The sequence below is a fragment of the Vibrio sp. Scap24 genome (genome assembly GCF_013394185.1).
GTDB lineage: Bacteria > Pseudomonadota > Gammaproteobacteria > Enterobacterales > Vibrionaceae > Vibrio > Vibrio pomeroyi.
In genome coordinates, this window is the sequence record NZ_CP041332.1 from 649425 (window position 1) to 663418 (window position 13994).

9 protein-coding genes are annotated in these 13994 nt (G+C 43.2%); 4 read left to right on the top strand and 5 right to left on the bottom strand.

All coding sequences use genetic code 11. The features are described 5' to 3' along the window. The first annotated feature begins 531 nt into the window (after positions 1 to 531). From emrD to xthA, 3 genes are all read left to right on the top strand, one after another. On the top strand, positions 532 to 1737 hold the full coding sequence (gene emrD, locus FLM53_RS02575; protein ID WP_218113489.1) for a multidrug efflux MFS transporter EmrD: 1206 nt from the start codon (positions 532 to 534) through the stop codon (positions 1735 to 1737). Positions 1738 to 2082: 345 nt separating this feature from the next. Further along, a complete protein-coding gene (locus tag FLM53_RS02580) occupies positions 2083 to 4173 on the top strand; it encodes a S9 family peptidase (RefSeq protein ID WP_176680915.1) in 2091 nt (696 codons plus the stop codon). 169 nt (positions 4174 to 4342) lie between these two features. After that, positions 4343 to 5149: an exodeoxyribonuclease III gene (gene xthA, locus FLM53_RS02585; protein ID WP_123301206.1), complete on the top strand. Its 807-nt coding sequence runs from the start codon at positions 4343 to 4345 to the stop codon at positions 5147 to 5149. Between the two features lie 120 nt (positions 5150 to 5269). Here the strand turns inward: xthA and FLM53_RS02590 are convergent, their stop codons facing one another. The 5 genes from FLM53_RS02590 to FLM53_RS02610 form a co-directional block, all read right to left on the bottom strand. After that, positions 5270 to 8131 (bottom strand): ImpA family metalloprotease, encoded by a 2862-nt coding sequence (locus tag FLM53_RS02590; protein ID WP_176680159.1) that lies wholly within the window; start codon positions 8129 to 8131, stop codon positions 5270 to 5272. 224 nt (positions 8132 to 8355) lie between these two features. After that, on the bottom strand, positions 8356 to 9033 hold the full coding sequence (locus FLM53_RS02595; protein WP_017062123.1) for an ABC transporter permease: 678 nt from the start codon (positions 9031 to 9033) through the stop codon (positions 8356 to 8358). Positions 9034 to 9035: 2 nt separating this feature from the next. Continuing rightward, positions 9036 to 9776, bottom strand: coding sequence for an ABC transporter permease (locus tag FLM53_RS02600; protein WP_017063493.1), 741 nt, complete (start codon positions 9774 to 9776; stop codon positions 9036 to 9038). A 79-nt stretch (positions 9777 to 9855) separates the two neighbouring features. Next, complete coding sequence (locus tag FLM53_RS02605) at positions 9856 to 10626, bottom strand: ABC transporter substrate-binding protein (RefSeq protein WP_010437364.1); 771 nt, start codon at positions 10624 to 10626, stop codon at positions 9856 to 9858. A 136-nt stretch (positions 10627 to 10762) separates the two neighbouring features. Continuing rightward, positions 10763 to 11533: an ABC transporter ATP-binding protein gene (locus tag FLM53_RS02610; RefSeq protein ID WP_004736532.1), complete on the bottom strand. Its 771-nt coding sequence runs from the start codon at positions 11531 to 11533 to the stop codon at positions 10763 to 10765. 798 nt (positions 11534 to 12331) lie between these two features. Here FLM53_RS02610 and FLM53_RS02615 point away from each other — a divergent pair. Then, positions 12332 to 13873: a DUF3360 family protein gene (locus FLM53_RS02615; protein WP_019820901.1), complete on the top strand. Its 1542-nt coding sequence runs from the start codon at positions 12332 to 12334 to the stop codon at positions 13871 to 13873. Positions 13874 to 13994: the final 121 nt, after the last annotated feature.

A 13994-nucleotide genomic window follows, 5' to 3' on the forward strand; every position in this document is an offset into this window, starting at 1 on the left:
ACTTCCTTAACCATAACTCTCACATTGATAACGGATTGCTGTCCACAATGTTAATGAGTTAGACGAATAGCTTAGCGGATGATTACAGCACAATTTACGCACATATAAAACGAAAGTTTACATAAATGTTAATAAGTCGTGTTTTTTGTCTTTTGTTACTGTGATTTCAAGAGCTTTCAGCTTGTCACGCCAAGTTAAACTATTGAAGCAAGAACGCCCAACTAACGGTGTTCGCAACTTAGACACATCTTTGAACTAACACTCTTAATGGAAATATTGCCTTATCAAAAAGGCATTTCAAGGAAGCCCATCCCCCACACTCTACATCTTTAATACACCGTGAATTTGGATTACTTTTTCTAATCCAAGTTATAGATTTTTATCTTGATCAACTTCACATTTTTTGATTGCTAAGTCGTCAATCAAGCTCTAATATCTCGCGCCTAGATTCCCTGAATACTTTATTCTTTTGGCTCTCCTCAATGGAGCGCTAAGGCTTTTTACGTCTTTAATTTTTGGAGAGATACGCAAATGTCTGCCTCGTTTCCATTAGCGAAACTTACCTTTTTAATCGCTATTCTGACAGCCGTAGGTCAAATGACTCAAACGATGTACGTGCCTTCTATCGGTCATATGGCGGGTGAGTTCTTGGTTTCTGCGTCTTCACTTCAAGCTGTGATGGCGTGCTACTTGATCCCTTATGGTCTATCGCAATTTGTTTACGGCCCGCTTTCTGATCGCCTCGGTCGTAAACCTATAATCGTTGCAGGTTTGATCATCTACATCATCGGTACTTTGCTGGCGTTGTTCGCTCATGAGTATCAATGGTTCCTAGCGGGCAGCTTTATCCAAGGTTTAGGCATAGGTTGTGGCGGTGCGATGTCTCGTACATTGACTCGTGACTGCTTTGAAGGCGCAGAGCTGCACCGCGCAAATAGCTTAATCAGCATGTGTGTGATTTTCTCACCACTAATGGCCCCTGTTTTGGGCGGTTACTTAACAGAAGCTTTCGGTTGGCGTTCTAGCTACTTGTTCCTAGCACTGTTTGGTATCGCGGTTGTGATCACCATGATGACGAGCATGATGGAAACTCTGCCAAAAGAACGACGCAAAAACGAGTCTGTTGTAAACAGCTACAAATTCGTTCTGTCTGACAAACGCTTCCAAGGTTTCTTACTAGTATTAGTGGCAACGTTTGCGGGCGTCGCAGTATTTGAAGCAGCGGCTGGTGTGCTACTTGGTGGTGCACTGGGTTTACCGGCAACCACAGTCAGCTTGTTGTTTGTTTTGCCTATTCCGGGCTACTTAGTGGGTGCAGGCCTATCTAGCTACATCGCACAACGTCGTTCTGAGCGCCGCGCACTTAATGTCGGCCTAGTGTCGATCTTAGTCGGTTCAGCCGTGGTGCTTATACCGGGTCTATTTGGCCAAACAACAGCATTAACTTTGATTGGCGGTGCAACCATTTACTTCTTGGGTGCTGGTATCTTATTCCCGGCGGCAACAACAGGTGCACTTTCGCCATTCCCATACCATGCAGGTACAGGAGGCGCGATCTTAGGTGGTATGCAGAACCTAGGTGCTGGTATCGCAACATTGTTGGCATCGTTCTTCCCTGCTCAAGACCAGCTTCCACTCGGTTGTTTGATGATTGCAATGTCATTTATCGTGATGCTTGGTTTACGTTGGGTCAATCGTAAACCTGACCACTCAAACGAAATGCCATTGGCTATCTAAAGCAAGCTCGAATCCTACCCAAATACAGAAAAGGGACATACTGAAAAGTGTGTCCCTTTTTGTTACCCGCTTCCCCTTACCCACATCTATCATCAATTTCATTTAACATTACTTTGATTTTTTGAAAACAATAACAGACACTTACGTTGAAAGTGCATATCCAGAATCCAATTATAAATAATATCACTGGAAGAAAACCAAGGTACCTAGGCTCTGATAGAAAAGGATGCTGGCATTAAAACGAGTAAGGTGCACACTAAGGATATACAGATGCGTTTCGCTTTAACCACATTAGCCGTATCGGTGGCGCTTGTCGCTGGATGCAGCAATCAAGGAATAACAACCATGAAACACTACTCTCCATCTCAACTCGTCGCTCAGCAGACACAAGCTCCTGTTGCTAAGAAAGTCCCTCATGCAATGACGATTCATGGTGATACTCGAATCGATAATTACTACTGGATGCGTGATGATGAACGCCAAGATCCAGAGATCTTGAAGCATCTTGAGCAAGAGAACCAGTACGCAGAGGCTGTGCTGAAGCATACAGAATCAACACAAAAACAGTTATTTGAAGAGATCAAAGGCCGAATCGCGAAAGACGACAATTCAGTACCGGTTCGTAAAGGCAGCTACTACTACTCGAATAAAGTTACAGGTGACAACGAATATCCAGTTCACTTGCGTGAAAAAGACTTTTTAGGCACAGACAAGCAAGTCATCTTAGACGTTAACGAACTAGCAAAAGAACACGAATTCTTCAGTATCGGTGGCTTAACAATCAGCCCAGACGAAAACTTGTTGGCCTATGGCGAAGATACCCTGAGTCGCCGCATTTACACCATCAAGATTAAAGACCTCACCACTGGTGAATACCTAAAAGATGAAATTGAAGGTGCTTCGAGTGCTATCGCGTGGCAAAACGATAACCAAGCCTTTTACTACATCAAGAAAGATCCACAAACACTGCTGGGTTACCAAGTTTACCGCCACGTTTTAGGCACACCTCAAGCAAGCGATGAATTAATCTACGAAGAAACCGACAGCGCTTACTACACCTCATTGAGCAAAAGCAAAGATGGTGAAGAGGTCTACATTTGGCACTCGAGCACAGAAACCAGTGGTGTTTCAGTCATCGATGCCAACAATCCACAGGCTAAAGCCGAAGCTTTTTACCCAAAAGAGACTGGAATTGAGTACAGCATCGCTAAACTGGGTGATTGGTATTACATCTACACCAACTACCAAGCGGTCAACTTCCGTTTAATGAAAGTCGCAGCAGAAGACATGCATGACCGCTCAAAATGGGTCGACGTCATTGCAGCAGACGACAACTCTCAGCTTGTTGATTTCGAGTTGTTTGATGACCATCTTGTTTACGAGCAACGTGCGGATGGCTTGTCAACAGTCACGGTTCGCCAACTCTCAACAGGCAAAGAGTTCCCACTTGAATTTAACGACACCGCTTTCGCCGCTTACTTAACGAGTAACTATGAGTTAGATAACTCAAAAGTTCGAATCTATTACAGCAGCTTGACTACACCGGGGACTTACTACGATTTCGACCTAAGTACGGGTGAATCTGAAATCAAAAAGCAAACACCAGTATTAGGTGATTTCGAAGCGGATAATTATCAATCAGAGCGGAGCATGGTTACGGCTCGCGATGGCAAGCAAGTACCTGTCTCTTTGGTGTATCGCAAAGATTTATTCAAGAAAGACGGTACTAACCCAATCTACCAATACGGCTACGGATCTTACGGTTCTACCATTGAACCGACCTTCAGTTCGACTCGTCTCAGCCTGCTTGATCGAGGTTTCGTTTTTGCGATCGCTCACATCCGCGGTTCAGAAATGCTTGGTCGCCCTTGGTATGAAGACGGCAAAAAGCTGACCAAACAAAACACGTTCAATGACTTTATCGATGTGACTAAGGGCCTAGTTGAAGAAGGCTACGGCGCTAAAGATAAAGTATTTGCGGTGGGAGGTTCAGCTGGCGGTCTATTAATGGGAGCAATCATCAATCAAGCGCCTGAACTATATAAAGGCATCGGAGCACATGTTCCGTTTGTTGACGTAGTAACAACCATGCTTGACGAGTCGATCCCTCTTACGACTAACGAGTACGATGAATGGGGCAACCCTAACAATAAAACCTACTATGACTACATGCTGAGTTACTCACCGTACGACAACATTAAGGTACAAAACTACCCGAACATGTTGGTGACAACAGGTCTGCATGATTCGCAAGTACAGTACTTTGAACCTATGAAGTGGGTCGCGAAGCTGCGTGAGATGAAAACAGACAACAACGTACTTGTGTTCAAAACCGATATGGAAGCCGGTCACGGTGGCGCTTCTGGTCGATTTAAGCGATTAAAAGAAGATGCTCTTGAATACGCCTTCTTTTTAGACTTACTAAAAACTCAATAGACCAGCGTAACTGTAAGTATTCACATCATTTAATGTCGCCATTTAGTCTCGACAAAATGGCGACAGAAATTATTAAGCATGGTTAAATACGATGAACCATGAAATCCACCAAATCAAAAAACCTTTGAAAACTCGCAGTGACAAAGGTTTACGAGAGGTATAAAAACAAATGAAAGTAATTAGCTTCAACATCAACGGCCTAAGAGCCCGACTTCATCAACTGCAAGCTGTTATCGATAAACACCAACCTGACGTAATTGGTCTGCAAGAGATAAAAGTACACGATGAAGCCTTCCCTATTGCTGATGTTGAGGCGATGGGCTACAAGGTTTACTTTCACGGCCAAAAAGCACACTACGGTGTGGCTATGCTGTGTAAGCAAGAGCCAATCTCTGTTCAGAAAGGTTTCCCAACCGACAATGAAGACCATCAAAAGCGTATGATCATGGCGACGTTTGAAGATGAAAATGGTGAAAAGGTTACAGTACTAAATGGTTACTTCCCTCAAGGGGATAACATCAAGCATGAAACCAAATACCCGTACAAGCGCCAGTTCTACAAAGACTTGATGACTTACCTAAACGATTACCACAATAAAGATGAACAAGTGATCGTAATGGGCGACATTAATATCAGCCCAATTGATGCTGACATCGGCATTGGTGAACCTAATGCAAAACGTTGGCTGAAAACCGGGAAGTGTTCTTTCCAACCAGAAGAGCGCGAATGGTTAAAAACATTGATGGATTGGGGTTTTGTAGATAGCTTCCGTTTACTGCACCCTGAAGTAAACGATCAATACTCTTGGTTTGATTACCGTTCAAAAGGTTTCGTAGACAACCGCGGTCTGCGTATTGATGTAGTCCTAGCAACTCAAAAGCTTGCCGATAAGTGTACTGAAGCGGGCATCGACTACGAGCTACGCGGTATTGAAAAACCGTCTGATCACGCACCAATTTGGTCGACGTTTAAGTAATTAGCTCATTTAACTAGTTTTTTGTTTAACTGCTTAAAAAAGAAAGGAGAGTTGGGATTACCATTTCTCCTTTTTTGTATCGATCTTTTATTGGTTAATCATATTGGTGATATTGATTCATTAAAGTGGCCAAACAGCACTTCCATCCACATCCAATGGATACTTCGCAAAGTCATCCAAGCAATAGCCAGTATTCTCAGATGCAAAATACTTGAGAGGCATAGTCGTTAAATTCAAGCTTTCAACTTGTTGTTTCGCCTTATTCTCAAAGCTAAAGCCCCACATATCCAAGTACGCTCGCATATCTCGTTGAGTGACATAGCTCATCGCGATCAATTGCCAATCATCACTAGAGATAGCTTTTGCCTCTTCAATTGTGTAATCAGAGAAACCTATCGAGCTTCTTTTCGCGTTCCATAATTCTTCTGATTTTGCCAAACGATTAAACTCTCGCTCTATCGTATGCAAACGTCCCAGTAAGTGCCAACCCGTTGTCAAAATCCCCTGCTCTTGTGCCAACATCATCATCTGAATATAGATGCGTGCACCCCAACTCCAATTCGCTTGGTTCTGAGTAGCCATATAAGCATTCGGGTCGATTTCCAAACGACTCTGTTTAAGTATTTCGAATTGACCTTTGAAGTCTAAACCTTGGCAAGCAGATATCTTTCCTGTCTCTTGGTAATAACGAGACTTACTGTAATAGGAGTAGTAGTTCGTTGTTGAGTGACCTTCCCAACCAGAGAAACGAAAGCGACTCTTCTCAAGCCCATGCCCTAATTCATGTAGATCACCATGCCCTAGTGGGTCAAAAGACCAATAAGCATCATAAGGGTTTCCTGAACAACCGTAACCACAGTTCGCTTGGTCGGCGTTCATATGCTTCACAATATCAATGGTTTCAACCTGCCAACCCTGATTTTTTGCGTATTGCTGAATTTCATTAATGACATCAATTCCAGGGCCTTCAAAACCAGCAAGCGCATGAGGTAAGTTATGAACGTAACGCTCTGTTGCTAATGCCATATCTTGTGGCTTGTCCCATCGCGCAGGGCTTACTGAATCCTGCATTTTTTCTAGCTTTGAGTGAACTTCAAACCCCGGAGTAATCAGCTCGGCCCAATCAAAGTTTCCTTCCTCAAGCTGTGCAACAAAACTGTCGTTGTCTGCCTCACTGCGCCAAACGGGGTGTTGCGCGACATTTTCAAAACGCAGCTCCACATCAATATCATTGGTATCAAAATGAACCTGTAATGTTCCACCATGGGCTGAAGTGAGATAAATCGTCTCTCCCGTTTTCACTGGGTAGGTTACCGAGGTGAGAAATTTTGGCCGAGCGTAACCGTCATTGCCTGAAAACTCGTGTGTCGCGCCGCTACGCAATGTATTAAATGCAATAGACGTAGCCACATCGTTATTGTCTAAGCGAGTCACCTTGATTGTCTTACCCGGCAAGGCATACACACCAGCGGATCGGAAGTTTCTTTTAGACTCCAAGGCAATGGTTTTCGAGACGAGCGGTACATTCTCAAAACTCTTGGTACTAAAGTTCCCTAGACTTGGTTGCGCCGCGTTATACACGCGACTGTTGTATACCGCATAATCACTGTAATAAGAGCGAAGAAAATCAATTCTCTCTGTCACGCCTTTACCCATTGGGTACTGAACGTCTTGACGGTAATGGTCAGCAAGTAGCAGTAACAACTTTTCATATTCGTAATCATCCGTTGTAAACAGATCCACTTTCTTACTATCAAGCGATGTTAGATGGGAACGAATACTGTTTGCTGCAATATAGAACTCTTCATCCATATTGGATTCAGCAGGGCAAGATTTGTCATCACAGGTATTCAGGTCAACAGTAAAACTGTCGTCTTTCAATCTCTGTAAAAGTGATTGTTGTTGAACAATGTTATCCGGAACCTGATTAATAAGCTGTGTAGAATCCCAATTAGACAGGCCGAGCTTGCGCCAATAGTTATCACCAACGTAGGTCATGTGCATTTCAGCGAACAAGGCATTACCTAAGTCCGTCATACCACCATCAAGATGCAGGTATAACACAGGAATATTGTTGCTGAACGCGAGGCGTACGCCCTTAAGAACATCGTCTATGCTATCGCCAGCATTAAGCTTTTGAGACACGATCAACAAATCAGGGTTATTGGCTTCAAGACACTGGCTTAACTGACTGCCATCACAAGTGTTGTCTGCGTTGATAACCATAGAAGCGTTAACATTGTCGGTTAACCATTTTCGTGTCGCTTGGTCATCAGGAAAATAATGAGACTGATCAAGCTGAGCTAACACGACATTCTGGGGTGCATCAGTACCTGAAACCCAAGTAACCAAGTTCTTCAACCAAGTGTTCATCTCGTCATTAACAGAATCAGGGAAACGTTGCTTCGTTCTAAATGGGTTACTCGCTAATGCTGCATAGCGACTGTTGTTTGATGTATAGCCAGCAATACCTATCACTAACTCTTGATCATCATACCCATCAATCATCGCTTTATTAGTTTTTAAGATGACATCATTAAAGCCATAGGTAGGTAAGATAATTGCTGTGTCATGGGTTGGATCCCAATGAAGATTGCGTAACGGCTCCCCATCTGAGCTTTGAGATAAAGCTTGTTTAATCAGATTGTAATCCGAGTTGTATCGAGTTACTAAAGCTTGGCTAGCTTCAATAAATTCATTAGAGTCAGTTACATACGAGGCATCGCCCGTGGACAATGCCTTTTGTACAGCTGTTTGTGGAGTAGGAGTAATATCAGGGTCACCGCTTCCGTCACCTCCGCCCCCTTCCCCACCAGAACCACCAGAACCACCAGAACCACCAGAACCACCAGAACCACCAGAACCACCAGAACCACCAGAACCAGTTTGGGCACTTTCACCGCCGCTACCACCTCCGCATCCTAAAAGTGATAGGGCGATAACACAAAGAATCAAATTGGATAGTAAGTTACTCTTTTTCATCATTATTCCATACAACAACAAAATTTCGCCGAGTCTATCTATAGTTAAATCTAAAGCAATTATTCTAATGAATGTGTAAGCACAATTTGAAGCAAGTTAACTGTTTTGAAAAATCGATAGCTCTCCAAGGTGAACCTATCCAAAGCCATCACTGAGCTTTCTTGTGATACAAAAAAACGGCGCTCAATGAGCACCGTTTTGTTAACTATATGGATACCATGCAATTAGCTAAGTGGTCTTAGGTAAGCAAGGAAACGTTTCTCTGCGAATTTGAAAATCGCGATGATGATGAACGTTAACGCCATGTAGAACAGACCTGCTGTTAAGAAAGACTCGAATGGAGCGTAGTAACGTGAGTTAACCAAACGCGCTGCACCTGTTAAGTCCATAATCGTTACGATACCCGCAACGGCTGAACCGTGAAGCATGAAGATAACTTCATTACTGTAGGCTGGCAGTGCGCGACGTAGTGCACTTGGTAAAATGATACGGCGGTAAGTCTTCGGCGTACTCATTCCGTAAGCTTTTGCTGCTTCAACTTCACCTTTCGGTAAGCCGTTAATCGCACCACGAATGATCTCTGCGGTATAAGCTGACGTGTTAAGAATGAATGCCACCAACGCACAGAACCACGCGTTTTCCCATAATGTGTCTTTCACAGGGAAGAATTGGTCCATACCGTAGTAAATTAGGTACAACTGAACCAGTAATGGCGTACCACGGAAGAAATAGATGAATGACCAAGCCGGAGCATTAATCAGCATATTCGGACTGTTGCGAGCGATAGCTAATGGTATGGCGACAAATAAGCCAATGATCAAAGCAACACAAACCATCCAAGCCGTTGTCCATAAACCACCAAGGTAAATCGGCAGGCTTTCAATTATCAATGAAAAGTCCATAACTACCTCGCGTGGATACTGAATTTACGTTCAACCAGCTTAAGTAAGCCCGTCGAAACACTGGTGAAGAACAAGAAGATAATCGCCACAGTCATGTAAAAGGTAAATGGCATTTTGGTTGAACCTGCCGCCAGAGCGCTAACACGTACCATGTCTTCTAGGCCAATAATCGAAACCAGCGCGGTGGTTTTAAGTAGTACCAGCCAGTTGTTACCAAAACCCGGTAAGGCGTGACGAATCATCTGCGGTAACAGTATGCGGTGAAACGCCTTTACAGGGCTCATACCATAAGCTTTTGCCGCTTCCATCTCACCGCTGTCGACAGCCATGATCGCACCGCGGAATGTTTCCGCCATGTAAGCACCAAAGATAAAGCCTATGGTTAAGACACCAGCAACAAATGGGCTGACATCAATGTAATCAGGTAAGTAAGAGGTCCATTCGTGGTTAGGATCACTGGATGCGAACCACTCGTTGAGCCACTCATTGATGGAATACAAACTGTTGTTTAAAAGGATTTGTCCACCAAAGAAAATCAGCATCATCAGTACGAGATCTGGAATGCCTCGAATGACGGTTGTGTAAAGGGTTGCAATAGCACGAGCCCAGCGATAAGGCGCGAGTTTTGCTAAGGCACCTAGCATACCAAGAACCATAGCTAAAATTAGCGATAGCAAGGCAACTTCGATTGTGAGCACCGCCCCTTTCAGGATCGACGCTTCATATCCTTGTAAATCAAACATAATGGATTCCAACAGAACTGCGAAAAAGTTGGTAAGACAGGGAGAGGAGAACCTCTCCCTTAAGAATTGACGCTAAAGATTACTGACCGTATACGTCGTAGTTGAAGTATTTAGCCGCGATATCTTGGTAGATGCCTTTTTCACGTAGTGAAAGGATTGCCGCATCTAATTGCTTAGTCAGATCTTTGTCTTGCTTACGTAGAGCAATACCAAAACCTTCGCCGAACCACTTAGGATCCGTTAGTGATGGACCAACGAATTCGTAGTCTTCACCACCCGCTTTGTTTAGCACACCTTCTTCTAGAGCAGATGCATCACCTAGTACAGCAGCAACACGACCGTTTGCTAGATCAAGGTAAGCTTCGTCGAATGAACCGTAACGAACGATCTCTACAGTGTCGCCGTAGTTGTCTGTTAGGTATTTATCGTGAGTTGTTGCACGTTGAACGGCAATCTTTTGACCGCTTAGATCATCAAAGTTAAGGCCTGCACCTTTCTTAGCGATGAACTTGTTTGGGATAAGTGCGTATTTACCAGTGAAGTCGATTTTTTTCTTACGTTCTTCCGTGATAGACATTGCCGCGATGATCGCATCATATTTACGAGCAAGTAGAGAAGGAATAATACCATCCCAGTCTTGTGCAACGATCTTACACTGCACCTGCATTTCAGTACAAAGCGCGTTAGCCATATCGACATCGAAACCTTTCAGTGAACCGTCAGCTTCTGTCCAGCTAAATGGAGGGTAAGCACCTTCAATACCAAAGCGTACTGTTTTCCATTCTTTTGCTTGAGCTACGCCCGTTGCAGCAGTTGCAGCAAGTGCCGCGACTAATAACCACTTTTTCATATCCCTACTCCTGTGATTTAGGTTTTTATGTTTTGCTAGTTTTAATATTGTGTTTGTTGTTACTTATTAACTTACTTGTTGTGTTTTATTGTTCACACCGTCGCTGTTTACCTTGGCAACGGCATTTCAATTCTGATTAGTAAATCGATGAGATAAATTGTTGTAAACGTTCAGATTCAGGTTCCGTAAACAGTTTTGCTGGATCGCCCTGTTCTTCCACTAGACCTTGGTGCAGGAACATCACATGGTTTGATACGTCACGAGCAAAAGCCATTTCATGTGTTACCACAAGCATGGTTCTTCCTTCTTCTGCTAGATCGCGCATAACACCAAGTACTTCCCCTACTAACTCAGGGTCAAGTGCCGATGTTGGTTCATCAAACAGCATCACTTCCGGATCAACGGCTAACGCTCGAGCAATTGCCGCACGTTGTTGTTGTCCACCTGATAAATGACCTGGGTAGTAATCTTTGCGCTCATACAAGCCTACTTTTTTAAGGAGTAGTTCTGCATTTTCAATCGCTTGAGCTTTAGGTACACCTAATACGTGAACGGGTGCTTCGATAACATTTTCGAGAACGGTCAGGTGAGACCAAAGATTGAAGCCTTGAAAAACCATCGCCAAACGAGAACGGATTCGCTGAACTTGTTTTTCATTGGCAGGAACAGATACACCTTGGCGGTTGTTTTTCATTTGAATTAATTCGCCATTAACCCAAATCTCGCCTGCAGTTGGTGTCTCTAAAAGGTTGATACATCTAAGGAAAGTACTTTTACCCGATCCTGAAGATCCGATAATCGATACAACATCGCCTTTATGCGCAGAAAGTGAAATTCCCTTTAAAACTTCATTTTGACCAAACGTTTTGTGTAGATCCTTTATGTCCAGCGCTGGTACATCTTTCATGCGCTTTCTCTCCCAAGTTTGTGAAAATGCAAGGTACTCCGACCTTTTCATGCGATACAAACTAGCACCACACGAAACAACATGCAACAAATTATTAACCCAATAAATTGGAATAAATAGCGATTCACTCTGACTTATTATGCAAAAGGTAGCGTTTTCGCCTCAATTTAATGAATGAGTTCTATCAACAAGCTGTAATTACACCCCTTACATTGTTTAAATAAAGTTAACCAAAATGAGATTCCCGTAGCTTGATGTCTCACAAGAAAAACAAGTTTTGTGAACTTAGATACGCCGAGATCTGCAAAATATAATCTGCACGCTCAACGCTACATACACACCATAAGGCACAATTATTTTAAGGTTATTACATTGTAAGCATTTCACTGGGAACAGTTGGGAAGCAAGTACAAGTAATAGTGAAATAACTCAGTAAGAATTGGGTATTGAGCTCGAGCCATGACGACAAAGGCTCTAAGAAGATAGGTAAACGTCAATTTGTGAAAACTAATTACACGATTCATCAATGGTACGTTAATGAATCGCTTCGTTTTGTAGCTTTCTTTCACATAAACTCATAAAGTGATCAAGATCAATCACCCTAAAGGGTAAGCTTGTTAGACTCCTCAGCAAAGAATAAGGCATTAAAAATGCCAAACATTTCTTTTAACTTAGCTGCATAAAGCACATCAAAACCGTGCAACATAATGTTAATGAGTTATAACTAAGAAATAACGCAATTACGCGAAATTATAGAATTCAATTTTAGAATTACTAACATAAAAATATGAGGAATCTATGTCAGACGTTGTCAATAATGCGAACTCTGAAGTAGAAGAGAAAAGCTATAAAGAGCTACACCGTCCTGCTTCTGAATTTGAGAGCCGCTCAGATTATCTAGATCACGAGCTTCAAATCATGAAGCCTCGCCGCTTCGGCCTAAACCTTCCTGGTCGTGACTTCCGCTTTGAACTTGAAGATCTTGTTCCTGCACTTGCTGGTACTATTGGTATCATCGCGATGTACTCTGCAGTAATGATGTCTTGGGCTGACGGCCTGACTCAAGCTTGGGATCACGTAAACCTAGGTAAAGAGTTTGCGATTGAAGTCGCTCGTGTAGAAATGCTTATCCCTGCACTGCTGTTCTGTATCTTAGCTTCTGGTTTCTTTAACCCTAAAGCAAACCTTGCCGGTAACCACGGCCCAATGATTCCTCTTATTGGTACCATCGCTCTAGCTGGTGCTCACCCTCTTGCATTGGCAATCCTTATCGGTGTCTTTGGTCTAATCCTAAGTTTCCTAAAAGGCGGCTCCAAGCTGGTTAACCTGACTTCTGAAGGTACCGCTGGTGGCTTGCTCATTTTCTTAGGCCTAACCGGTACAATGAGCCAAATCAACTCAATTCAAGAATGGGCGGTTGGTCTTCAATCTTCTACTGTTGAAGCGGGTAGCATGGGTTACGTTGGTCTAATCGTTCTTGCTATTACTATTGCTATTTACGCTTTCCTAGCAAAAGTGAACAAGCGTTGGTTGGCTATCCCAGTGTGTGCATTCACTGGCCTTGCTATTGCATTAGTATTAGGCGCAGGCTTCGACATCGTATTCGAAACTGAAATGGGTATTCCAAACCTAAACCCAGTTTACTGGTGGGGTTCTACTTCTGAAGGTTGGATGCTTGGTTTACCAAACGTTGAGCACTTCATTGCTTCTCTACCGTTTGCAATCCTTGCTGTTGCTATGTGGTCACCTGACTTCCTTGGTCACCGTATCTTCCAAGAGTTGAACTACCCTAAACGTTCTGAAAAAGTACTAATGGACGTAGATGACACAATGACTATGTGTTCAGTTCGTCAAATGGTTGGTACTGCGGTTGGTGGTGGTAACATCACTTCTTCTTGGGGTACTTACATGATCCCAGCAGCTATCGCGAAACGTCCAATTCCTGGCGGCGCAATCTTGCTTGGTTCTCTATGTATTATTGTTGCGATTCTTGGTTTCCCAATGGACGTTGCAGTATGGCCACCAGTGATGCGTGTTGCGCTACTTGTAGGTGTATCTCTACCTCTACTTGAAGCGGGTATGCAAATGGTTAAGGATTCTAAAGATTCTCAAGCGGCTGGTATCTGTATCTTCGGTTCAGCGGTTGTTAACCCAGTACTAGCATGGGCATTGACTATGCTTCTAGATAACAACGGTCTAATTGGTGACAAAGAGCGTGCTAAGCGCCTATCATTTGTAGACAAGATTGTTATCCCAGTTGGTGTTTTGGTTATCTGTCTAGTAGCAATGCTTGCAGTTGGTATGCTAGAAAGCCAATATGGTCTAAAAGCTTGGCTATAATAGTCCTTACTACACAAAAGTAGTATTCGGATTAAAAAAAAGTTTGGGTGGCAACCCCTGTCACTCAAATTTTTTCAACTTTTTTTGGTATTTATTGATTTAGTTTAAGGTTTGCAGGAAT

Excerpts from the sequence above, each read along its gene's own strand:
- xthA (WP_123301206.1), top strand. The coding sequence starts at position 4,343 with ATGAAAGTAATTAGCTTCAACATCAACGGCCTAAGAGCCCGACTTCAT.
- FLM53_RS02595 (WP_017062123.1), bottom strand. The coding sequence starts at position 9,033 with ATGGACTTTTCATTGATAATTGAAAGCCTGCCGATTTACCTTGGTGGT.
- emrD (WP_218113489.1), top strand. The coding sequence starts at position 532 with ATGTCTGCCTCGTTTCCATTAGCGAAACTTACCTTTTTAATCGCTATT.
- FLM53_RS02605 (WP_010437364.1), bottom strand. The coding sequence starts at position 10,626 with ATGAAAAAGTGGTTATTAGTCGCGGCACTTGCTGCAACTGCTGCAACG.
- FLM53_RS02580 (WP_176680915.1), top strand. The coding sequence starts at position 2,083 with ATGAAACACTACTCTCCATCTCAACTCGTCGCTCAGCAGACACAAGCT.
- FLM53_RS02610 (WP_004736532.1), bottom strand. The coding sequence starts at position 11,533 with ATGAAAGATGTACCAGCGCTGGACATAAAGGATCTACACAAAACGTTT.
- FLM53_RS02615 (WP_019820901.1), top strand. The coding sequence starts at position 12,332 with ATGTCAGACGTTGTCAATAATGCGAACTCTGAAGTAGAAGAGAAAAGC.
- FLM53_RS02600 (WP_017063493.1), bottom strand. The coding sequence starts at position 9,776 with ATGTTTGATTTACAAGGATATGAAGCGTCGATCCTGAAAGGGGCGGTG.
- FLM53_RS02590 (WP_176680159.1), bottom strand. The coding sequence starts at position 8,131 with ATGAAAAAGAGTAACTTACTATCCAATTTGATTCTTTGTGTTATCGCC.